Origin of the sequence: Arthrobacter sp. 7Tela_A1, from assembly GCF_049311065.1 — a bacterium.
Taxonomy (GTDB): domain Bacteria; phylum Actinomycetota; class Actinomycetes; order Actinomycetales; family Micrococcaceae; genus Arthrobacter_B.
This window is the reverse complement of sequence record NZ_JAXIOO010000051.1, coordinates 1-22,439: the sequence shown is the minus strand read 5'-3', so window position 1 is coordinate 22,439 and position 22,439 is coordinate 1. Positions and strand designations below refer to the sequence as shown.

The following is a 22,439-nucleotide window of genomic DNA, read 5'->3' as shown; positions in this document are numbered from 1 at the left end:
TTCATATTCCTTGCGAGCCCTGCGAGCACAGGAATTTCGTTGGCGCCGTTCCGGTGCGGCCCCCCGGGGGGGCCCCCGGGGCCCCCGGGGGGGGGGGGGGGGGGCGCCCCCCCCCGGGGGGGGGGGCCCCCCGCGCGGAAAACCACCCCCCCGGGGGGCACACGGGCGGGGGCCTGTTCCAGTTTCGCCTTGGCTCCCGCAGGCGGGAGCGCAGTCGAATTAGCGTGCGTAGTATTCCACCACGAGCTGCTCTTCGCAGGTCACGGGGATTTCCGAGCGCTTCGGGCGGCGAACCAGGCGAGCCTGCAGCTTGTCCAGGGAGACATCCAGGTAACCCGGAACAGCGGGCAGGACATCGCGGTGGGCGCCGGCAGCGGCAACCTGGAACGGCGTCATGGTCTCGCTGCGCTGGTGCACATGGATGAGCTGGCCTTCGGACACGCGGAACGACGGGCGGTCCACGCGGGCGCCGTCAACCATGATGTGGCGGTGCACAACAAGCTGGCGGGCCTGGGCGATCGTCCGGGCAAAGCCGGCACGCAGCACGAGGGCGTCAAGACGCATCTCGAGAAGCTCGATCAGGTTTTCACCGGTCAGACCGGCGGTGCGGCGGGCTTCCTCGAAGACACGGGTCATCTGTGCTTCGCGGATGCCGTACTGTGCGCGCAGGCGCTGCTTTTCGCGCAGGCGGACTGCGTAGTCGCTGTCCTGCTTGCGGCGGGCGCGGCCGTGCTCACCCGGGGGGTAAGGCCGGCGCTCGAAGTACTTTGCTGCCTTGGGGGTCAAAGCAATGCCGAGGGCGCGCGAAGCGCGGGCCTGACGGCGTGCACGTGTGTTGTTAGCCACGTTCACCTTTCACTGTTTGGCGGTCTTGCCGCGTGCCGCCGGGTTGCCCCGCCGTACACGGCTAATACGTAGTCACTGGCCTCCATTAGGGAGAGCTCCGGCCAACCGCTGCCTTCTGCTGCAACGCAGCTGCCGGGACACAGATCCACCTGGCTCCGGAGGGTATCCGGTGTCGTGGTGGGGAGTTCCGGCGTTGCGCTTGCCAGTCAACCATCAATCCTAGCACGCAGGGGCCTGCCGCTGGAGCCTGCACATGGGCGGTGCGCCGCGGAAGGGCCCCGCCTACTTGCCGCGGATGATCCCGCGCAGCCGCTCCAGCCGGGCAGAGATGTCCCGCTCGGCGCCGTTGGCTGTGGGCTGATAGTAGTCCTTGCCCACCAGGTCGTCCGGAGCGTACTGCTGTGTCGCCACGCCGTGCGGCTGGTCATGCGAATAGATGTAGCCCTTGCCGTGCCCGAGCTGCTTGGCCCCGGGATAGTGTGCGTCGCGCAGGTGCGGCGGAACGCCCGTGCCGTAGCCGGCCCGCACGTCCGCCGTTGCGGCGCCGATGGCTTTATAGGACGCATTGGACTTCGGCGCCGTGGCAATGTGCACCACGGCCTCGGCAAGGATCAGCCGGCCCTCGGGCATGCCGATCATCTGCACGGCCTGGGCTGCCGCTACGGCGGTCTGCAGCGCCGTCGGGTCCGCCATGCCCACGTCTTCTGCCGCCGAGATCATGAGCCTTCGGGAGATGAACCGCGGGTCCTCCCCCGCTTCGAGCATCTTGGCCAGGTAGTGCAGGGCGGCGTCGACGTCGGATCCCCGCAGCGACTTGATGAAGGCACTGGTGACGTCGTAGTGCTGGTCCCCCGCGCGGTCATAGCGCAGGGCCGCGACGTCCAGGGCCTGTTCGGCGTGTTCAAGAAGGACGGCAGGGATTTCCACGTCCGGATCACGTTCGGAATAGGCGACGCCGGCGGCGGCTTCCAGCGCGGTCAGACCGCGCCTAGCGTCCCCGGCCGCGAGGCGGACCAGGTGCTCGAGTGCTTCGTCGCTGAGCTCCACCCGGCCGGCGAGGCCGCGTTCATCCTTGACGGCGCGGACCAGCAGGCCCGCAATGTCTTCTTCGGTGAGCGGTTTCAGCGTCAGGAGCAGGGACCGGGAGAGCAGCGGAGAGACAACGGAGAAGGACGGGTTCTCCGTGGTCGCGGCGATCAGGACCACCCAGCGGTTCTCCACCCCGGGCAGCAGCGCATCCTGCTGCGCCTTGTTGAAGCGGTGGATCTCGTCGAGGAAGAGCACGGTTGTGACACCGTGCAGGTCCCGGGACGTCAGTGCCTCATCCATGACCCGGCGCACGTCCTTCACGCCGGAGGTGATCGCCGAGAGCTCCACGAACTTGCGGCCCGGGCCGCGGGCAACCACGTGGGCAAGCGTCGTCTTTCCAGTGCCCGGAGGGCCCCAGAGCATGACCGAGGACGGGCCCGCCGGTCCGCCCTGCGGCGCTTCGGCAAGGGTCCGCAGCGGTGAACCGGGGGTGAGCAGGTGCTGCTGGCCCACCACCTCATCCAGGCTGCGGGGACGCATCCGCACGGCCAGGGGGCTGCGCGGGCGCTGCCGGGCGCCGTCGTCGTCCCGTTCCCCGGCCGCGTCGCCGCCGCCTGCGGGGTCCTGGTCCTCATCGCTGCTGAACAAGTCATTCACGCTTCAAGGCTACCCGTGCCCCCTGACGCTCGACTCCGCATCCCTCCCCCACGAGATAACAGAAACTGCCCGTTTGAGCGTTCATACGTGCAGTTTCTGCCATCTCGATGAGGGATTACAGGGTAACGGAGCCGTCAATGCAGGTGACCGACTCGCCGCCAATCCAGATCCGGCCCTCCCTGGTGAACACCCGCACCAGGCCGGACCGGTGGACGGCCGTGCCCTGCGTGATGGTGTAGCGCTCCTCCGCGATCCCCTGCCCGATCAGCCACTGCGCCAGGCCGGCGTTGAGGCTGCCCGTGACCGGGTCCTCCGACACACCCAGGCCGGGCGCGAAGGCGCGGACCTCGAAGTCCGTTTCCGCCGATTCGGGCTGCGGGCCAATGACCCCCACCCGGAGGCCGCCAATGGCGGCATGGTCCGGCGTCAGCGACAGCACCGTTTCGGCGTCAGGGAGCAGCAGTCCCAGCCAGCCCGGGCCGTTATCCACCCACTGGTGGCCCTTCACCTGGTCCGGCTGCAGGCCCAGGGCGGCTGTGACCTTGGCCAGGATGTCCTCCTCCACGGGTCCGGTGCGGATCAGGCGGGGCGCCGCGAACGCCGCGAGGCCGGCGTTGACCCGGAGCGGAACCAGGCCGATTCCGCACTCCTGGACCACGAGCCCCGGCTTCATCGGGGTGTTTCCGGCTTCCGTCCAGGCGTGGCAGGTGCCCAGGGTGGGGTGCCCGGCAAAAGGAATTTCGCCTCCGGGAGTGAAGATCCGGACCCGGTAGTCTGCCTCGTCCTGCGTGGCAGGCAGGATGAAGGTGGTTTCGGAGAGGTTCGTCCAGCGGGCAAACTGCTGCATCTGTTCGTCGTCGAGGCCCTCCCCGTCCAGCACCACGGCCAGCGGGTTGCCCTGGTACGGCTTGTTGCCGAAGACGTCTACCTGTTTAAACCAGCGTTGTCTCATGCGGACACTGTAATGGCTCGCCCGGCCGGCACCTTCCCCATCACCGTGTCCGTGGCTGGCTAGGATCGGCGCATGAACAGAGTGCCCGCCGGGAGGAAAGCGGCCGGAACTGCTGCCGTGCTGCTTGGCGGGTCCGCGGAGATCCTCGATTTCCTGGTTCCGCTGTGGGCCGGCAGCGAACTGGGGATCGGCGCGGAAGCGATCGGGATCCTGGTTGCGGCCGAGCTCCTTGTGTCGGTCGCCGCCCGCCCGGCAGCGGGCTGGCTGGCGGATAAGCGGCCGAGGACCGTCACCGCGGCCTCCGGCGCTGCGCTCTATGCCGTGAGCTGCCTTGGCTACGCACTGGCCGGTTCCTTGTCCGTTGCCTTCGGTGCGGCGATCCTGGGCGGTGTGGGCGGGGCCCTCTTCTGGGTGTCGGTCCGCGCCCTTGCCGCAGAGTACCTGGACCGTGATTCAGGTTCCATGGCGGGCCTGCTCTCCTCCGAAGCATTTGGTTCCTGGTTTTTCTGGGTGCCGGCGATGGTGCTGCTGCCCGCCGTCGGATTTGCCGGAGTCCTGGGTGCCCTCGCCCTCGCCTGTACCGCCGCCGCCGTGGTGCTGCTTTGCGCTCCGCGCAGGCGTCCGACGTCGCCGGAAGACGGTTCCGGGCCGGTTCGGGACTCGCTGCATCCACCGCGGAGCTACCGCGGCGATGTGGTCCGGATGGCTCCCCTGCTGTTTGTCGCCGGAGGAACAGCCGTGGCCGAAGCCGGCGTCGGCCTGCTGCTCCTGCTGCACCTGCAGGGAGCATTTGGGCTTGAGGTCTACCAGATCGCGCTGGTGTATCTCCCCGGCGGGATAGTGCTCACCATGCTGCCGCGGATGCTGCACCGGTTCGTGCAGCGGTACGGACGCCGCACGGGCTACGTCACAGCGAGCATCGCCTCGGCGCTGACGGCGGCCGGACTCGCCTTCTCCCCAGCACCCCTGGCCATAGCGGCGCTCTGGGTACTCACGTGCGTTTCCTGGGCGCTGTTGCTGCCGATGTACGGGGAGGTAGCCGCCGAGCTGAACCCGCGCCTCCTCGGCCGGGCGATGAGCATTCTCGGAAACGCGGGTCTGCTCGGCGCAGCCGTTGGTTCGCTGCTCGCGGGCTTCCTGTACGCCGGGGACTCCTGGCAGGCCGCCTGCCTGGTCTTCGCTGCCATCCTGCTGGCCGGAAGCGTGCTGGGACCGCTGGCGCTGGCGAAGATGGGCGTCCGGGACCGTCCCGGTCCGGACACGGCGAACACACCCCGGGAGCTGCTGCCGGAATAACGGCCGCACTCCCAAGACACCCCGTTACGAACTGTTGCGGCGTATGTACGCCGTGCACCCCGGGTTTGCACCCGCCATGCCGCGCCCCTAGATTGGTGGACAGAATCAAGAGTTCCAGCCACAGGCCCTGGCCGGCTGGACGGCAACCCTCTCGCCGTAGCGGGGTGCTCCAGGTGACGATTCGGCGGCTCCGGCGGATTTCCCGGTGCCGCAAGTACAGCACCTTCGCTGCTGCCCAGCACGGAGATGCGTCAGGCGAAGGATCCCCATGTCTCTTGAAACCGATTTTCAGCCGGCGGCACTCCGCCGTGCCTTTGGCCGTTTTCCGTCAGGTATTGCCGCGCTGTGTGCCGTGGTCGACGGCGTTCCCCAGGGGATCGTCGCCTCGTCCTTCACCGTAGGGGTGTCCATGGACCCGCCGCTGGTGATGTTCGCCGTGCAGAACACCTCCCGGACCTGGCCGGTGCTGAAGCAGGCGGGGCGCATCGGAGTCTCCGTCCTGGGTTCCGGGCACGACGGCGTCTGCCGCCAGATCGCTTCCCGCGACGGCGACCGCTTTGCCGGACTCGACCTGCACGACGCCGCTTCCGGTGCCCTGTTCCTCGACGAGGCAGCGCTCTGGCTGGAGACGTCGGTGGAGAACGAGGTCCCGGCCGGGGACCACGCCGTAGTGCTGCTCCGGGTCCATGGCTATTCCACCCACGGGGATGCCCATGAGCCACTCGTCTTCCACGGTTCGGCGTTCCGCAATCTGGCGGTTCCTGCCTTCGCCTGACCGGCGGAAACTCATCGAACCCATATGGACTCATCGAGCCCGCGCAAACTCATGAAGCACACAGCGGCTCACAGGAGTCTGTCCAGCCTGGAAACCCGTTCCGGTCTTCCGCCGGGGCCACTCCCCCGCAAATCCTGGGACGGGAGGGCGTGCTGGATGAGTTCCAGTACGGACTCCGAAAGCACAGTGCCCGGCACACCCTTCGGTGGCCGGGCACTGTTAGCTGCAGTTAAGCCTCTGCGGGCTTCTCCTGCTTCTTCTCCGGCTTGAAGTCCACGCCGGCTTCCTTGCGCTGCTGGGCGCTGATCGGCGCCGGAGCGGAGGTCAGCGGATCGTAGCCGCCGCCGGACTTCGGGAAGGCGATGACGTCGCGGATGGAGTCGGCACCGGCCAGCAGGGCCACCACGCGGTCCCACCCGAAGGCGATGCCGCCGTGCGGCGGAGCGCCGTACTTGAAGCCTTCGAGCAGGAAGCCGAACTGCTCCTGGGCGGTCTCCTCGGAGATGCCCATGACCTTGAACACGCGTTCCTGCACGTCGCGGCGGTGGATACGGATGGAACCGCCGCCAATCTCGTTGCCGTTGCACACGATGTCGTAGGCGTAGGCCAGGGCCGAGCCGGGATCCGTGTCAAAGGTGTCCACAAACTCGGGCTTCGGCGAGGTGAAGGCGTGGTGCACGGCAGTCCACTCGCCTTCGCCTGCGGCAACGTCACCGGCGGCAACGGCCGCGGCGGCGGGCTCGAACATCGGGGCGTCAACGATCCAGACGAAGGCCCAGTCCTTGGGATCGATCAGGCCGGTGCGGTGGCCAATTTCCACGCGGGCCGCACCGAGCAGGGCCCGTGCGGAGGACGCGTCGCCGGCGGCGAAGAAGATGCAGTCGCCGGGCTTGGCGCCGACCTTCTCGGCCAGGTTCTCGCGCTCGAAGTCGGTGAGGTTCTTGGCGACCGGACCGGTGAGGGTGCCGTCTTCCTGGACCAGCACATAGGCCAGGCCCTTGGCACCGCGCTGCTTGGCCCATTCCTGCCAGGCATCCAGCGTGCGGCGGGCCTGCGAGGCACCGCCCGGCATCACGACGGCGCCGACGTACGGTGCCTGGAAGACACGGAAGGTGGTGTCCTTGAAGAACTCGGTGAGCTCAGTCAGTTCCAAGCCGAAGCGCAGGTCCGGCTTGTCCGAGCCGTAGCGTGCCATGGCGTCGGCGTAGGTCATCCGGGCGATCGGGGTCTGGATCTCGACGCCGATCAGCTTCCACAGCGCCTTCACGATCTGCTCGCCGAGGGCAATGATGTCGTTCTCTTCCACGAAGCTGGCTTCGATGTCCAGCTGTGTGAACTCCGGCTGGCGGTCAGCGCGGAAGTCTTCGTCGCGGTAGCAGCGGGCAATCTGGTAGTACTTCTCGAAGCCGCCCACCTGCAGCAGCTGCTTGAACAGCTGCGGGGACTGCGGCAGCGCATACCAGGAACCCGGGGCCAGGCGTGCCGGGACCACAAAGTCGCGGGCGCCTTCCGGCGTCGAACGCGTCAGGGTCGGGGTTTCGATTTCAACGAAGCCCTCGTCGTGGAGCAGTTCGCGGGCCACCCGGTTGGCTTCCGAGCGCAGGCGCATGGCAGCGGCGGGGGCCGGGCGGCGCAGGTCCAGGTAGCGGTGCTTCAGGCGGGCTTCCTCGCCGACCTCCACGTGCTCGTCAATCTGGAACGGCAGCGGATCGGAGGTGTTCAGGATGACGACGTCGTCCGCAATGACCTCCACCTCGCCGGTGGCCAGCGCGGGGTTCTCGTTGCCTTCGGGGCGGCGCTCCACCTTGCCGGTGATCTGCAGGACGTACTCGTTGCGCAGGCCGTGGAAGACATCCTCTTCACGGACAACAACCTGGGCAACGCCGGAGGCATCACGCAGGTCGAGGAAGGCCACGCCTCCGTGGTCCCGGCGGCGGGCTACCCAGCCGGCCAGGGTGACGGTCTGTCCAATATGCTCGGCCCTCAGGGAACCAAGGGCATGTGTGCGCAGCACAGCAGTCCTTTCAACTTCGATTGGTTGCGGAAACCACCTGTTTCCGCCCATTGTGAGTAGAGATCTTCTTTGAGTTTACCGGTGATACCTTCTGTTCCCGGCCAAGGGCAGACTGATCGGAGGATGAGTGTCCGGCAACGCTGCCATGCACCGCCCGCTGGGCGGCTTCGACGCGACGACTGCCGGCATCGGATCCATCGTGGGCGCCGGAGTCTTCGTCGTCTTCCCCGCGGCCGTGGCTGCGGACGGCGGCCCGCTGGCGTTGCCTCTGGCGATCGCCGCCGTCGTCGCCTATGCGTGCGCCGTGGCGATTTTCCAGATCAGCGCGGCGCTGGATGAGGGCCAGGCCAATTACGACGACGGCGGTACCCGGGCGGCGCGGGTCATCCTGGGTCCGACTGCGGCTTTCGTCACCGGATGGATCTTCCTGTGTTCCCGGCTGGCGGCAGCTGCAGTGGCGGCGCTGATGCTGGGCGCCTACCTGCTGCCGGACTATGGCGTGGCGGTGGCAATAGGCGCGGTCACGGTGACGGCGCTGCTTAACCTGGCCGGCGCCACCCGCAGCGACTGGGTGTCCCGGTTCATTGTCGCGTTCGTGATCGCCGTGCTTGCCTTCGTTGCCGTAGTGGCGTTCAACTCGGATCAGCCCGGCGGGGTCCCCAAACTCGCAACGCTTCCTGAACCCGGCTTTTCCGGGATCCTGGAAAGCTCGGCGCTGCTGTATTTTGCGTTCATTGGCTACGGCTATCTGGCTTCGCTGGGGCCGCACGTCCGCTCCCCCGGACGCAACATTCCGCTGGCGCTGCCGGCAGCCATCGCCGTCGTCCTGGGCCTTTACCTGGTGCTCGGTGAATCACTGCTCAGCTACTTCGGAGCGCCGGGACTCGCAGCGGAGACCGCTCCCCTGACGGTCCCTGTCTCAGAAGTCAGCGGTGGTGTGGGGACCGGCGTCGTCCTGATTGCCGCGGCTGCCGCAGGGCTCGGCGCGCTCTCTGCCCTGAACGCGGGCGGCGCACGCATCGCTGCGTCCATGGCCGCCGAAGGCGAACTCCCCCGGCTGTTCGGCAGCCAGCGGTCCCTGCTGCGCGGCCGGCCTGAAACCCCATGGGTCGGCGTGTCGGCCGGAGCCGGCGTCGTCATTGTCCTCATCCTTGCGTTCCCGGCGCCCACGTTACTGGGGGTCGCGGCATTTACCGGGCTGCTCTATGCCGGGGGTACCGCCGTGATCGCTTTCACGCTGCGCTCGCGGCGCTGGTATACGCCGCGGGCACTGAACGTGCTGGGCCTTGCCGGAGCGCTGCTGCTGGCGCTGTCCCTTCCGCTGCTGGACATTGCGCTGGGGCTGATGGCGGTTGTTGCCGGTGCCGTGGTGCGGCTGACGTTCCGCCGGGGGCGCAGCGACGCTGGCGGCCGTCCCGGCGGGCCCCGGCAGCCGGACTAGGCGATTCCCTCCGCCAGGAGCCATGCCTCGATCTCCGCGAGCAGCTCGGCTTTGCGTTCAGCAGAAGCGAACGACGCCGTAATGGAGTTCTCCGCGAGCCTGGCCAGCTGCGCGGGGTTGAGGTCGAAGGTTTCACGGAGGACGGCAAAGTTGTCATCGACGTAGCCGCCGAAGTACGCCGGATCGTCGGAGTTCACCGAGACGTTCAGGCCCTGTTCCAGCAGCAGCGGCAGTGGATGGGATTCCAGTGAATCGACGGCCTGGAGCCGGACATTCGAGAGCGGGCAGATGGTCAGCGGAATCTGGTCGCGCTCGAGCCGAGCGACCAGTTCCGGGTCATCCATGCAGCGGATACCGTGGTCGATCCGGTCTACCAGCAGCAGGTCCAGGGCCTGTTCGATGTAGTGGGACGGGCCCTCCTCCCCTGCGTGCGCCACCAGCTTCAGTCCGGCCGCGCGGGCCTGCTCGTAGAGCGGAACAAAGTTCTCCGGCGGGTTGCCAAGTTCTGCGGAGTCGAGGCCAATACCGATGATGGGCGCGTCCATGGCCAGCAGGTCGGCGAGGACCCGGGACGCTTCTTCCTGCGGACGGTCGCGCAGGAATGCCGCAATCAGCCCGGTGGAGATACCGAACTCCGCCTCAGAGGTCTCCAGCACGGACGCCACTCCCCCGATGCAGGTTTCAAGCGCGACGCCGCGGGCCAGGTGTGCCTGGGGATCCACCATCAGTTCCACGTGCCGCACTCCGGCTGCTGCTGCCCGTGCCAGGTAGGCGCGGGTCATGGCGGCGAAGTCGGCTTCGGTGCGCAGTACGTCCATGTTGGCGTAGTAGAGATCCAGGAAGGACTGCAGGTCCGTGAACTCGTAGCGGGCACGAAGCTCATCCAGGTCTGCGTAGGGCAGCTCGATGCCGTTGCGGGCAGCCAGTTCAAAGATCAGCTCCGGCTCCAGGGTTCCTTCAATGTGCAGGTGGAGTTCGGCGCAGGGCAGCTTGCTCAAGACGGTCCTCTCAAAGGTTTCGGGTGGCGGCGGCGTAGCGGCGTCCCTTTAAGCCTAGGTTGCGGCCGCCGCGGAGACCATTCCGGGTATGCGGCACAGCTGCTGGAAACCGTGCTTTCCGCTTCGCCCGGGATTCCCACGCTTAGTTACCGGTGGTGCTGGTGTGATCCCACCGGTCACACCTGCCCCGGACGCTGGGAATGGTGGGCCAACATCACCGGATGATGGTCCCGGGTCGGACTACTGGGTGGATTGCCCAGGCCGCGGCTGTTCGCCGGCCAGCCAGCCGACGACACCGGCCGCCGGTCCGCTGGGAGCGCCGCGCCAGCCCGTGCCGGCCCAAAGATGCACGGTGCCGGCGTCGCCCGCTTTGCCGGCAGCCTGGCGCAGGGCGCGGGTGAGGTGGTGGACGGCGGGATAGGCGTTCAGCGCACGCGGCTCGTGCCGGTCGATGAAGCCGTTGCGCAGTGCCCGTGCCGGACGGCCGGTGAAGGCGCGGGTGAGGACTGTCTCGGTGAAGGCGTCGTCGGTCAGGGCTGCCCGGTGGGTTGGTGAGGTGCCGGCTTCGTTGGTACCCAGCAGCAGTGTGCCCACGGCCACCGCCTGGGCACCGGCAGCCAGCAGTGCGCGGACCACAGCAGGGCCATCAACTCCGCCCGCGGCAATCAGCGGCAAACCCGTCTCCGCGCTCACCGACCGGACCAGGTCCTCGGTACTCACCGGCTCAATCCTGCGGGCCGGGTCGAAGGTGGCGCTGTGTCCCCCGGCCTGCGGCCCCTGGACCACCAGACCGTCGACGCCGGCGGCCTGCGCCTGGTGTGCTTCCTCTGGAGTGGTTACCGAGGCGAGGACTGTGGTTCCGACTGCCTGCAGCGCGGCGATGTCCGACGGCACCGGCAGACCAAAGGTCAGCGAAACGACGTCGACTGGATCCTGGGTCAGCAGCGCGAGTTTTTCCTCCCAGTAGTCGTCGTCCACCACCGGCTGTTCGCTGAGCGTCAGTCCGTAGCGCTCCGCTTCCGGCTGCAGCTGCCGGGCATAGGCGCGGAAGGCGGCTGCGTCGACGGTTCCAGGGGCGGGAACAAAAAGGTTCACACCGAAGGGCAGCCCTGCGGCTCGCATCACACTGATTTCTGCGGAGAGGGCTTCCGGCGTTTTGTAGCCAGCTGCCAGAAACGCAAACCCGCCGGCTTCGGCAACTGCGGCGGCCAGCGCCGTCGTCGTTGGTCCGCCGGCCATGGGCGCTGCGGCTATCGGCAGGCGGGAGGGCAGCAGCGGGGCAGTCATCGGTGCGCCTTTCTGGAGAGGGGTACCTTTCGGGAGATACGGCAGGTCAGTCGCCGGAGGCCTGCTCAGGGGTGAACAGGTCTTCGATCCGGCAGTCGAAAACGGCGGCCAGCCGGAAAGCCAGAGGCAGTGATGGATCGTACCGGCCTTTTTCAATGGAGATGATGGTCTGCCGGGAGACTCCCAGTTCGTCGGCCAGGTGCTGCTGGGACCAGCCGCGCTCTGAACGGCGGAGGGTCAGCGAGTTTTCCATCAGGCCGCGGTTTTCTTGTGCCAGAGGTAGCGCACGCCGAAGTCCAGCATGGCGAAGGCCACGACCCCTCCCAGGACCAGGCCTGCAGTCCCCTCGGTTCCCAGGAACGTGAGGGCCGTGCACCCCAGTCCCCCCACCAGGAGAATGTCCGTGAATGCTCCGCTGGCCGCTTTTTCGTACCAGGCGGATTCGACGGAGTCCTCGGGTTTTTCGATGGCCCCGGCAAGGGTTGTGCGGTCAACCAGCACCGCCCAGGCGAGGGTGGCGGTTACGGGCAGAGTGAAGGCTGCCATGATGCCGAAGGCGAGCAGCGGCCCGTCCCCGTTCCGCAGCACCATAAAGAGGCAGCCAAGGGCACCGGACACCAGCACTGCGATGGCCAGCGAGGCGGCCAGCAGCTGAGCGGTATTGCCGCCGAATTTCGCTCTGCCCCATTTGCTTTGAGCATTCTTCACGGTCACCAGTTCGCCTTTCTCCGGGTCATGTCAAGGTAACTGTACTGTCAAGCAACCTATACGTAAAGGGTGTTTGACCACCGGGTTGTATTTAGATCCCTGACCGAGGAGCGGACGGTACAGTGCGGGTACACGGAGGACGGTATCCAGCTCGATGTGGCGGCCGGCAGCAACTGGACCGTGGCTGACATTACCGACGTCGCCGTCGGTGCTTCACCTTCGGCAATTAAGGTCAACTTGGAGAAAGTGGCGGATGATATCGGCGGTTATATGGTTGACCATAATTGGCCTGCAGGTCGTCTCGGCGGAGGTTAACACAATCCCGTTTGGCCCACCAGCCCCGGCAGGGATTTCTACTATTCTCTTCGAGCTTGGTGCAAGCACTTCAATCGAGCCAAACGCCATTTGATAGCGTCGAATAGATGAACTGCATAATTTCACCACGCAAGGCAGCGGCCGTACTTATAACGGGTTTCGTACTGACGGGGTGCGCAGGGCAAGGTGAGCCGGAAGGCGCAGCCGCCCCATCGGCTTCAACCGATCAAAGTCCAGGAACAACCAGCGCTCCCGTCGAGGGAACATACACAGGTACGCAGTCCATTGCCCTGGATGCCGCGACCGGGGAAATCACTCAGGTCTGGGTGAGTCTTACGTGCATCAGCCCCGGAACACTTTACCTGCAAGACGGTGCGCATACGGTCTGCAACGATGGCAGTGCAGGGGTGACAAGCACTACGCGCCTTGATCTGTCACCCGGGCAAAACACAATTGAGGTCAGGACAAATGATGAATCCATCGAGTACAAGGCGAAAATCGCCTACGAGAGCAGGTAGCTCTCCGCGCCGCCGCCGGGAGCAGGCCCGATGCCGGCTGCATTATTGCGGACTGGCTCAGGCTGTGTGGACCCAAAATTAGTTTGGTGTCCCCTTTTGGTACTCCCTATAAATGTCTTGACTCAGACGGTCTCACAGCAGCAAATAGCCATAAGGCAACGTCAAACAGGGCAACTGCTAGGGATCGAAAATGTATCCCAACGCCCCGCTGGTGATAACCAGGAATAGGGCGACGATGCCTCCGCAAAGGACCCACATAAACCGCTTCTCAGAGGGCGTCATGTTGGGCATGATACCCAGGATTTCGATGCAATCTCGGCATTACGTTGCTCTGGCGCTTAAAAAGTTTGCCCGGGCCCTTGCCCCGGAAGGCCCAGTTCTTGTGTCCCGTAGAGGAGGATGCCTGACCCGGCCCCCCGAATCATCCTTGTCAGGAAGCGGAAGACTCGTTGGCAGCGAGTTCCCCGGTCAGTTCCATGCAGCGCAGACGCGCCGGGGAGTAGTTGTAGGGCATCATTCCGACGGCTTCGATGAGGCTTATCCGCTCTCCCCCGCTGCCGGCGTCGTCCTCATTTTCTGCGCCAGCGGGATGCACAGCATCCCAGGTGTCGAAAAGCTCGTTGTCGCTCTGCGCCAGACCGGAATCGTTGATGGCAGCGTCGAGTTGCAGTTCAAAAGCATGCCGTTCGGCAGCGGCTTGCGCCACGCGGGGATCGTCGACGGCGACCGTGTCATCGAGTGCGTCCTCGGCGGCCTCGACGCGGTCGGATTCCTCCCGCAGACCCGGATGAGTGGCCAGGGCGATATAGCGGCCGGCATTAACGGCCGCACCGAGCGGGCCAAAGAACCGCTCGATGACCAGCAGGTTGTCCAGGTCCGCCTGGCGAAGCGAGCCCGCCGGCAGGCTTTTAAGGCGGCCGGTGACGAACTCGGAGAGCAGAGCCATCCGGCCCTCCACGGTGCGCATGCGCTGCACGACGGCGGCGTGGCGGCTGTTATCGACGGCAGCAGGAGCAGCGTCAGCGAAGATGTCACGGATGTCGTCCTCTTCGATGCCCGCGCCAACCATTTTGTGGATCCACAGCAACCGGATCATGTCGTCATATCCGTATCGGTGATGGCCGTCGCCGCCCCGTTCCAGCTCAGGAAACAGACCCGTCTCGCGGTAGCGATGGATGGCATCCGGAGTGGTGCCGGCGAGCTGTGCCGCGTCACCGATCTCGACCTGACGCGGCGGAAGCGGGATAGAGGACGAATGCATGTGCGGAGGCCTTCCAGTGCAGGGCGGGACGTCGCGCCATCCAGCAGCGGGACATTTGGGGCCCTAAACTCTTTTCCATTTACAGGCACCCTCGTTTGATTCATAGTCTATGCATGGAATGGGTTGGCATTCTCCCGGAAGACGCCCACGACCCCCGTGCTGAATGGGTCGAGAATCTGAAGCTCATGCCTATTCCGGTGCTGGGGCTGATGCCCCAGCCGTCGCTGGAGGACACGGACTCCGTCAGCCTGAACTATGTAATGGATGAACGTGGGTACAGCGAAATGACGGCGAGCATCACCTACACTCTCTGGCGAAACCCGGATGATCGCTCAGACCCGGTTAACCTCGCGGACCTTGACGAGGAGACCCGCAGAGGGATCGAGGAAGTTCCGCCATGGCCCCGGCCCCCTTGGCTGATCGAGCAGGTGGAGCGGATGCGCTATCCGCAGCTGTGGGAGGCCGTGCGGACCACGTGGCACCGCGAGCCGCACTCTTCGATTCAAAGCCTCCTGGCTGACCACGTCAACCACATCCTGATGAACCAGTACCGGCAGCAGCTTTGGCCCGGCGGTAAACCCTGGGACCAGCACGCACCCGTAGTAACCGGCCGGATGGTCAACGGCCAGGCCAGAACCGTCATCAATGGAGTCGAGGTGCCCGGCGCAGAGGTCGATACTGACCCGTTCGTATACGGGATCGGAGCCTGCCCCCCCGGGTGGCGGCCTCGTAACGGCGGTGCTTCCACGCGCTGAGCTCAATCGGATCCAGGTCCGGTTTACTGCCCGGAGCTGAAACCTGCAGTCCTGACGCTGCGGTTGGCCCGACGGCGTGGTTTTCGGGGTTCCCAAACCCGGAATCCTCGGCCGGACCTTCCTAAATTGTCGTTAGGATTGGCTGGTGCGCACCCGAGTAACCCTGATTGAGTTCCTGAACCGCCAAAGCAACACTGCTGGGAGTGTCTAGGTGTGCTGCATTCAGGATCGATGCGTGACATCCCCGCGGGCTGTGCCTACTGTCAGTGGATGAGAAGGATGCTTCGCAGCGTGCCCGCTACTGTCGCGCTCCTAGCTTTGGTCGGGTGTGTGGGTCAATTCCCCGCCGATCCTGACCACACCCTGACGGAGGTGACGGGTGGGACGCTGCGGGTTGGCGCGTCCGTGAACCCTCCCTATGTCGAGGATCAGGGACGGCACCTGTCCGGTAGCGAGGTCGAACTCATCGAGCGTTACGCGCAAACCCTCGACGCGAACATCGAATGGACACAAGGCGGTGAGGAAGACCTGATGGGCCGGCTGGAGAAAGGCGAACTCGATCTCGTGATCGGCGGTCTGTCCGACAAGACCCCCTGGACGAAGAAAGCCGGGCTGACTCGCCCCTACACCGAATCGACTGACGCATTCGGCTCCCGCCACAAGCACGTCCTCGCTGTTCCGCTAGGCGAAAATGCGTTTCTGCTGGACCTTGATACGTACCTGCAGGAGCGCAAGCAGGCACGCCCGTGACGCCGGCCGCCGACACTCAGCAGGAGCAGATGCCCGCAGACGTCGCCCGGATATTGCGCCGGGCAACCCGGCTCGAGTGGGCCACGATCGCGATCCTGGCCGTTAGCGTCACCATCATCTTCTTGGTACTCGGCAACTCACAAGCCATGAAAACCGCGTGGATCGAGGATATGCTCTCCTTCATCCCGCCGATCGCGTTTCTCGTCGGCATTCGGGTTGCCGGGAAACCCGCAACACGAGAACGCCCCTTCGGCCATCATCGAACCATTGGGGTCTCCCATCTCGTTGCGGCAACCGCCCTGGCAGGGATGGGCTGCTACCTCATCATCGACTCGGGCCTCAAGCTCGTTACCGCCGAACATCCCACTATCGGCGGGATCACCCTTTTCGGGCACACTATCTGGCTGGGCTGGCTCATGATCGCAGCGATGATCGTCACCTCCATCCCGCCGGTGATCCTGGGCCGCATGAAGCTTAAACTCGCCGCACCCCTGCATAACAAGGTCCTGTTCGCAGACGCCGACATGAACAAAGCAGACTGGATGACTGGTGTCGCCGTCATCATCGGCGTGACCGGCATAGGACTTGGCCTGTGGTGGGCCGACGCGGCGGCCGCGCTCGTCGTGGCGCTCTCCATCCTCCGGGACGGCCTCGTGAATGTGCGCTCCGCCGTCCGAGGACTGCTCGACGCACGGGCCACCACCTACAACGACGCCGCACCGCATCCCCTCCTGAAGGCCATCCAGGACTATCTGGATTCCCTCGACTGGATCTATGACTCCGGCGTCAGGATGCGCGATGAAGGACAGGTCTTCCACGTCGAAGCCTTCATCGTCCCCACGACACCGAACCGAATTCGCCTCCACGACCTTGCACAAGCCCGCACCGGCATAAAAAGCCTGGACTGGAAGATCAGAGACGTCACCATCATTCCCGTCCACCACATCCCAGACGTCACCCGCGCCTGAGCACGGGAACGCCCTGCACGTTTCGCAGACTGTATGACCCATTCCATCGGTGCAACAACCAAGCGTAGCGGGGGCAGAAGGACCCACACCGGGCTGCTCCATTTGAGGATGGGCCAGCGTGCGCCTAGCTATATGTTTGTTGAGCCCAGGAGGGCCAAGAATCGGCGTCCGTGTCTAGATCGATTCCTTGCGAGCGGATAAGACAAACTTCGCCCGGAGATCGTGTGGTTGCCCAGAGGCTGTGCGATCGGCCTCTGGCTTGGGTGGGTATCCAAGTGAGCACCTCGTGAAGGTCTGCTCCTGACAGTTCCCACTCTTCTTTGTTCCCGCCATCGTCCGCCCAGAAGTACACCCTGTAGGTCGGATCATCGACCTGCGTGGTCTGATCCCGTGGATCAATGAGTTCTGCTCGCATCTACCGACCGTACTCCGAGACGCAGCACCTTGGCGTAGCGAAAGCCCATCCCTGAGCGGGACACGGCCGCGACTCCTGCCACAGCATGTAGTTCCTCGACACCAAAGTAATTAACGGCTAAATTGTCACCACCGTCAAAGACCCCCGGGGGAACCATGAGAATATCTGCCATCAGCCCTGTCCTCGCACTACTGCTCCTCACCGGCTGCAGTACGGCCACTACAGGAGCCGAGGCCAAACCGCCAACTGCTTCGGAAACCGCAGCCCCCACCGTCGCACCAGAGGTCGGGGACACTGAAGAGCAGTCATGCCTCAAACTCCTCGGCGCAGACGGTCAAGGACCGCTGACCCAGATGATCTCGGTGGTGAAGATCGGTGGCGGCACTTCGGGCGTCAATATGAGCCCGGAGGATGCGCGCCCGCTCCACGATGAAGTCCTGGCCATTGCCAATGATGCTCCTGCGGACATCGCTCCGCTGGTGAAGCAATTCTCCTCCCCCACCGAGAATGTTCTCCGGATAGCGGATAACCCGGACGCGTCGTGGAACCTGGACGCGGATGCCTGGACCGCGGCTGCTACTGAACTCCAGGCCCGTTGCGGAGCGTACGAGGCCCCGAGCTAAACATCTTTCCATTGAGCAACGACTGAGGTGTTCGTTCAGGAATCGCCTCTCACGGCACGCTACCGAAGCTCCGCATCAGCCGGATAGAGGAACACTTCGGCTTCGCGCCGCCCAAAGCGCGCCGACGAGGATGAGCGCAAGCCCGCCGAAGATGCAGACAAAGAAGGGGATCGTGCCGTAGGTGCCCATGGGTTATGCAGCGTACGGCGTCCGCACCATTAATGCTCCTCGGGTGAGCTGTGTCCCGCTCAGGGATCCCTCAGCGGGACACCACTCATCACTGACGAGGGTGCCTTCGAAGACGAACCTCGACTTTGGTGAATAAGCGTTAGGCTCAGCGGCATGGGGAAACCACTGCTGGAAGCAGTCAATGTCGTCAAGTCCTTCGGAGGTACCGGTCGGAGCCCGACTACTTTGGTGTTGCGTGGTGTCGATCTGCACGTATCACCGGGTGAACTCGTGGCGATAGTCGGTCCCTCCGGTTCGGGAAAATCGACGCTCTTGTACTGTCTGGCAGGCTTGGAAGCCTGCACGTCAGGAAGTGTGAGGCTTTTCGGTGAACCGATAAGCAGCATGTCGATCAGCCAGCTTGCAGCCGTGCGGCAACAATCTATGGGCTTTGTTTTTCAGGCCTACAATCTGATCCCGTCACTGAGTGCGCGAGAAAACGTGGCCCTTCCCGCACGCCTGGCCCGGGATAAAACCGCTCTCTCACGTGTCGACGTGGCTCTCTCCGCAGTCGGCCTTTCCGACTTCGGTCAGCACTCTCCGGCCCAACTCTCCGGAGGGCAACAGCAGCGGGTCGCTATCGCCCGCGTGCTGACAATGGCACCCGGGATCGTCTTCGCCGACGAACCTACAGGTGCGCTGGACTCACAGGCCGGGGCGACCGTATTGGGATTGTTGAGGGGTATCGCGGCAGATGAGCGCTCCGTCGTCCTGGTCACGCATGATATGGATGCTGCTTCCCGTGCAGACCGTGTGCTGGTGCTGAGCGATGGCACCATTCACGAAGAGCTCCTCCGTCCCGAGCCCATCGAAATCCTCGAATCCATAGAGCGTGCCAGGCTCAAGTCCAGCACCAGCGGGACGAGTTCATAACTATGCTGCGACTGGTGCTTGCCGAACTCCGACACAACCTCAGACTGTGGATTGGAGCATTTACAGTCATCGCCGCCGCGGCAGTGTTTCTGACCATGTCCGCAGGACTCATCTCCACAGGGCTTGATTTGTGGGCAGAGGACACGATAAGCGACAGGGATATAGAAGGAATCATTGGGTTTGCAGCCGTGCCTGCAGCTCTAGTGGTGGTAACCACCGCCGTGGTGATCAGCTCAGTTGCGAATCTCACTCTGGCCGAACAACGCCGCTCCTATGCGCTCTGGCAGCTTGCCGGGGTATCGCCCCGCAGAGTGACCGGCGTCGTTCTGCGTCAGCTGGTCTTTTTAGCCCTGCTCGCAGCAATCACCGGTGTCTGTATCGGCTGGCCGTTCATCCAACCCTTGTTCGAATGGTTGGGGACACGGGTCCCGTCACTGGCGGGTCTGCGATCGTCCCTGTCACCGGAAGCGGTGGCCATGGTTGTTGCGCTCTCGATTCTGCTGACCGTGCTTGCGGGCCTTCGCCCGGCCCGGGCAGCCGGTAGGACTCCGCCGATCATAGCGTTGCGCTCCGACGAAACAGTCCGGGGCGGTATTGGGTTTGTGCGCTGGATATGGTTCGTCCTGTTGCTTGCTGGAGGATCAGGTTTGGTTATAGGGATTCAATCGATCCCGCTATCGGGAATCGGTTCAACTGGTTTCTTTATCCCGTTCATTTTCGGCTGCGCAGTGGCATGTGTTGGGCCGCTCGTTGCACCGCTCGTGCTGCGAGGCTGGACCTCCCTGCTTCCACCAGCGCTTTCCTCAGCGTGGTTCCTAGCCCGGAACGCCAGCCGATACCGCGTCGTGCAGAGTGCCAGTGCAATTGTTCCGCTAACTTTGGGCCTCATCCTAGTCTGTGCCTTCACCAGCGTCCTGGCCATGTTCCAACAGGCACTCGCCCTTGAGTCAGGAGTCGCTGGTCCTCCTCCCGACACGGTTGGGAATTTCGTCATTTACGGGGCTCCGCTGATTTTGGCCGCATTGGCCGCTTCCGTCGCAGTTTTCATGTCGGGACGAGCCAGGGAACGTGACAACGCCCTGGTTCTGGCCGCCGGCAGCACACCGTCAGCGATCCTGCTCACGGCTGTTCTGGAAGCAGTCATCTACGCAGTCACAGCAGCCATCCTGAGTCTGATCGTTCTCATTCCTACACTGGCGATTGTGTGGGCGGCGATGAACAAGACCGTTCCCGGCGCCACGTTTATGATCAGCTGGGTTCCGTGGTCCGTGGTGGCCGGCATGGGATTGTTAGGCTTAATGATCGCTACTGTCGTGCCCACAATCTATGCGAACCGCTCCAGTATTCAACCGGCTCTCACCAACTGACGCCGCGAGGGCCGCGGTCCAGACCGAATGCCCGGGGCCTCTGTTGGATAGCACCTCATTTCACATCGTGACACCCAGAAAGGTCACGGGTCTGCACGCTTGGCTGGCAGACCCGTAAGCCGGTCCCTCACCGCAGCACCACTCCCCCGAACCGCCCCGCGCCAGTCGCAGGAACCCCGAGTCGCATATACCCCGCCCGCATTGATTCGCGATGAGGGTAGCCCAAACGCTACAGCTTTTGACCGGTGAATATCCCGGCTGGACTCCAACGAAAAGACGCCTGGCCGGCACACCACCATCAGCCCCGGCCGCCCGGCGGGCGGCCCCAGAAAACCCATGCGACGGTGCGCCGGCCAGGCCGGCACGGGTTCAAACCGGCTCAGTTGCCTCCGGGCTGAAGCTCAACCTCAATCGGCGCGAAGTCGGCACCCTTGGTGTCCACGCCTTCTTCCTCCAGCTCGGCAAGTGCCTTCTCGACGTACTCGTTGGTCCAGGCCGTAGCCGGCGGCTCCTCACTGATGATCGTCGCACCGGTCTCGTTCTTGGTGCCCAGGGCGATCTCAACCGTCTGTTCCCACGCAGCCTCATCGATCAGGCCAACGCCGTTAGTCGACGGCCAGATCAGCTTGGACGTTTCGTTAGTCATCCACAGCTGGTGGCTCGTGCCCAGCGTGGACCCGGCCCCGGTGACGATCTCCGCCGCTTCCTCAGGGTTGTCCTTCGCATACGCCCAGCCTTTGATGGCGGCCTTGATGAAGGCAACCGTGGTTTCCTGGTACTCCTCGTCATCCTCGAGCCGCTGTGTGTCCGCCCAAATGGCGTCCTGAAGCATCGCGGTGCCCTCTTCGTTCCAGTCGATGACGGTGAGGTCCTCCGGCTGGTAGAGCTCGCCCGTGTTCGGGTTCTCCGTCTCCAGGACCTGCGCGTATTCGTTGTAGGTCATGGCCTGGGCAGCGTCGATATCCCCGGCGAGGAAGCCGTTCATGTCGAAGGCCTGCTGGATCAGTTCAATGTCATCGATCTCGACCCCGGCCTGCTGCATACCGGCAAACAGCTCCCACTCATTGCCGTAGCCCCAGGAGCCAACCTTCTTGCCGGCGAGGTCTTCGGGACCGTCAATGCCCGAGTCCGCCATCGCGACCTGCAGGGTGGCGCTTCGTTCGAAGATCTGCGCCACGTTGGTGATGGAAGCGCCCTGCTCGATCGAGCCGAGGACCTTGGGAACCCAGGAGATGGCGTAGTCAGCGTCGCCGGAGGCCAGGACATCCTGCGGCACGATATCGGCGCCGCCCTCCAGGATTTCCACGTCGAGGCCCTCCTCCTCGAAGAAGCCCTGGTCCAGGGCTGCGTAGTAGCCGGCGAACTGGGCCTGCGCGAACCACTGCAGCTGCAGCTTCACCGGGGTAAGTTCATCGGCCGCGGCCGAGCCGTCCCCGGATTCCCCGCCGCAGCCTGCCAGCGCCAGGGCGGTGACGGCCAGCCCGGAGGCCAGGATGGTGAGCGGTTTCCTTCGTGTGTTCATGTGCTTCCCCTCATACGGGCGGTTAGTGCGGACGGAGTGGTGCGGTGAAACATCTATGGAGCGGCACCCGACTCAGGAGCCGCCGGTGTGCCGGGAAAAGTACTTCTCCAGCGCGGCGGTGACCGCGTAGAACAACAGTCCAAGCAGGACGGCGCCAAGCACGTAGGCCCAGGCCAGCGTGTAGTTGCTGCTCGACGCCGCTGAGGTCACCGACTTGCCGAGGCCGCCTACCGGCCCGCCGAAGTACTCGGCAATCAGTGCCGAGACGACGGCCAGCGACGACGCGATCCGCAGGCCGGTGAACATGTACGGCACTGCACTGGGCAGAGTGACGCTGCGGCTGATCTGCCACTTCCCGGCGGCATAGGAACGCATCAGGTCCCGGTGCACCGGCTTCACCTGCCGGAAACCGCGCAGCGAGTTGACGTAGACGGGGATGAAGACGGCGATTCCCGCCACGATCTGCCGGGTGGCCTGCTGGTCGGCACCGAACATTGTGTAGAGCACCGGAGCCAGCGCCACTATCGGTATGACCGAAAGCGCCACCACCAGCGGTGCGGCCAGCCGGTCCAGCACCGGCACAGCAGCTGCGGCCACAGCGGCTGCGACCCCCAGCAGGGCTCCAACCACCAGCCCGACGGCGGCGTTCACCCCGGTCACGACGGCGGCAGCCAGCACGTTCGCCAGATTGCCGGCGAAGGCTCCGGCAATCGCCAGCGGTCCCGGAACGATGAAGGGCTCGATCTCCAGCACCCAAACCGCCCCCTGCCACAGCAGGAGCGGCCCGGCCCCCCCCCCCCCCGGCGCGCCCCAGGGGGGGCCCCGGCCGGCCCCCCCGCCC

20 protein-coding genes and 1 riboswitch are annotated in these 22,439 nt (G+C 64.8%); of the genes, 9 read left to right on the top strand and 11 right to left on the bottom strand.

All coding sequences use genetic code 11. The features are described 5' to 3' along the window. Nucleotides 1-219: 219 nt before the first annotated feature. From rpsD to TVB01_RS15445, 3 genes are all read right to left on the bottom strand, one after another. Nucleotides 220-846: a 30S ribosomal protein S4 gene (gene rpsD / locus TVB01_RS15455; RefSeq protein ID WP_152227785.1), complete on the bottom strand. Its 627-nt coding sequence runs from the start codon at nucleotides 844-846 to the stop codon at nucleotides 220-222. A 282-nt stretch (nucleotides 847-1,128) separates the two neighbouring features. After that, on the bottom strand, nucleotides 1,129-2,532 hold the full coding sequence (locus tag TVB01_RS15450) for a replication-associated recombination protein A (protein WP_422456795.1): 1,404 nt from the start codon (nucleotides 2,530-2,532) through the stop codon (nucleotides 1,129-1,131). Between the two features lie 115 nt (nucleotides 2,533-2,647). Next, a complete protein-coding gene (locus TVB01_RS15445) occupies nucleotides 2,648-3,484 on the bottom strand; it encodes a PhzF family phenazine biosynthesis protein (protein ID WP_422456794.1) in 837 nt (278 codons plus the stop codon). 72 nt (nucleotides 3,485-3,556) lie between these two features. Between TVB01_RS15445 and TVB01_RS15440 the strand changes: the two genes are divergently transcribed. Further along, nucleotides 3,557-4,780, top strand: coding sequence for an MFS transporter (locus TVB01_RS15440; protein ID WP_422456793.1), 1,224 nt, complete (start codon nucleotides 3,557-3,559; stop codon nucleotides 4,778-4,780). A gap of 103 nt (nucleotides 4,781-4,883) precedes the next feature. Beyond that, nucleotides 4,884-5,003, top strand: a riboswitch (SAM riboswitch). Nucleotides 5,004-5,048: 45 nt separating this feature from the next. Next, complete coding sequence (locus tag TVB01_RS15435; protein WP_422456792.1) at nucleotides 5,049-5,555, top strand: flavin reductase family protein; 507 nt, start codon at nucleotides 5,049-5,051, stop codon at nucleotides 5,553-5,555. Nucleotides 5,556-5,784: 229 nt separating this feature from the next. On the opposite strand, the gene aspS is transcribed toward TVB01_RS15435, so the two are convergent. Continuing rightward, complete coding sequence (gene aspS, locus TVB01_RS15430; RefSeq protein WP_422456791.1) at nucleotides 5,785-7,569, bottom strand: aspartate--tRNA ligase; 1,785 nt, start codon at nucleotides 7,567-7,569, stop codon at nucleotides 5,785-5,787. Between the two features lie 127 nt (nucleotides 7,570-7,696). Between aspS and TVB01_RS15425 the strand changes: the two genes are divergently transcribed. Next, complete coding sequence (locus tag TVB01_RS15425) at nucleotides 7,697-9,010, top strand: APC family permease (protein WP_422456790.1); 1,314 nt, start codon at nucleotides 7,697-7,699, stop codon at nucleotides 9,008-9,010. Here TVB01_RS15425 and TVB01_RS15420 read toward each other — a convergent pair. The 5 genes from TVB01_RS15420 to TVB01_RS15400 all read right to left on the bottom strand — a co-directional run bounded on the left by TVB01_RS15420 (nucleotide 9,007) and on the right by TVB01_RS15400 (nucleotide 14,097). Beyond that, complete coding sequence (locus TVB01_RS15420; protein ID WP_422456789.1) at nucleotides 9,007-10,008, bottom strand: adenosine deaminase; 1,002 nt, start codon at nucleotides 10,006-10,008, stop codon at nucleotides 9,007-9,009. The genes TVB01_RS15425 and TVB01_RS15420 overlap by 4 nt on opposite strands. Before the next feature lie 240 nt (nucleotides 10,009-10,248). Beyond that, nucleotides 10,249-11,295 carry a nitronate monooxygenase gene (locus TVB01_RS15415; RefSeq protein ID WP_422456788.1) on the bottom strand — a complete coding sequence of 349 codons (1,047 nt, stop codon included), beginning with the start codon at nucleotides 11,293-11,295 and terminating at the stop codon, nucleotides 10,249-10,251. 46 nt (nucleotides 11,296-11,341) lie between these two features. After that, nucleotides 11,342-11,548, bottom strand: coding sequence for a helix-turn-helix transcriptional regulator (locus TVB01_RS15410; protein WP_422456787.1), 207 nt, complete (start codon nucleotides 11,546-11,548; stop codon nucleotides 11,342-11,344). Then, nucleotides 11,548-12,009: a hypothetical protein gene (locus TVB01_RS15405; protein WP_422456786.1), complete on the bottom strand. Its 462-nt coding sequence runs from the start codon at nucleotides 12,007-12,009 to the stop codon at nucleotides 11,548-11,550. The genes TVB01_RS15410 and TVB01_RS15405 overlap by 1 nt, the downstream gene beginning before the upstream one ends. A 1,257-nt stretch (nucleotides 12,010-13,266) precedes the next feature. Then, nucleotides 13,267-14,097 (bottom strand): MerR family transcriptional regulator, encoded by an 831-nt coding sequence (locus TVB01_RS15400; RefSeq protein WP_422456785.1) that lies wholly within the window; start codon nucleotides 14,095-14,097, stop codon nucleotides 13,267-13,269. Nucleotides 14,098-14,210: 113 nt separating this feature from the next. Here TVB01_RS15400 and TVB01_RS15395 point away from each other — a divergent pair, with 113 nt between their 5' ends. From TVB01_RS15395 to TVB01_RS15370, 6 genes are all read left to right on the top strand, one after another. Further along, nucleotides 14,211-14,852: a hypothetical protein gene (locus tag TVB01_RS15395; protein WP_422456784.1), complete on the top strand. Its 642-nt coding sequence runs from the start codon at nucleotides 14,211-14,213 to the stop codon at nucleotides 14,850-14,852. A 291-nt stretch (nucleotides 14,853-15,143) separates the two neighbouring features. After that, on the top strand, nucleotides 15,144-15,602 hold the full coding sequence (locus TVB01_RS15390; RefSeq protein ID WP_422456783.1) for a transporter substrate-binding domain-containing protein: 459 nt from the start codon (nucleotides 15,144-15,146) through the stop codon (nucleotides 15,600-15,602). Then, the gene (locus TVB01_RS15385; RefSeq protein WP_422456782.1) at nucleotides 15,599-16,570 is read left to right on the top strand and encodes a cation transporter; all 972 of its coding nucleotides are present in this window, start codon (nucleotides 15,599-15,601) and stop codon (nucleotides 16,568-16,570) included. Before TVB01_RS15390 ends, TVB01_RS15385 begins: the two co-directional genes overlap by 4 nt. 570 nt (nucleotides 16,571-17,140) lie before the next feature. After that, nucleotides 17,141-17,608 carry a hypothetical protein gene (locus TVB01_RS15380; RefSeq protein ID WP_422456781.1) on the top strand — a complete coding sequence of 156 codons (468 nt, stop codon included), beginning with the start codon at nucleotides 17,141-17,143 and terminating at the stop codon, nucleotides 17,606-17,608. Between the two features lie 342 nt (nucleotides 17,609-17,950). Further along, entirely contained in the window at nucleotides 17,951-18,709 is a 759-nt protein-coding gene (locus TVB01_RS15375; protein ID WP_422456780.1) for an ABC transporter ATP-binding protein, read from the top strand. Between the two features lie 14 nt (nucleotides 18,710-18,723). Continuing rightward, the gene (locus TVB01_RS15370; RefSeq protein ID WP_422456779.1) at nucleotides 18,724-20,076 is read left to right on the top strand and encodes an FtsX-like permease family protein; all 1,353 of its coding nucleotides are present in this window, start codon (nucleotides 18,724-18,726) and stop codon (nucleotides 20,074-20,076) included. A gap of 379 nt (nucleotides 20,077-20,455) precedes the next feature. On the opposite strand, the gene TVB01_RS15365 is transcribed toward TVB01_RS15370, so the two are convergent. Beyond that, complete coding sequence (locus TVB01_RS15365; protein ID WP_422456778.1) at nucleotides 20,456-21,598, bottom strand: ABC transporter substrate-binding protein; 1,143 nt, start codon at nucleotides 21,596-21,598, stop codon at nucleotides 20,456-20,458. Between the two features lie 72 nt (nucleotides 21,599-21,670). Beyond that, on the bottom strand, nucleotides 21,671-22,351 hold the full coding sequence (locus TVB01_RS15360; RefSeq protein WP_422456777.1) for an ABC transporter permease: 681 nt from the start codon (nucleotides 22,349-22,351) through the stop codon (nucleotides 21,671-21,673). Nucleotides 22,352-22,439: the final 88 nt, after the last annotated feature.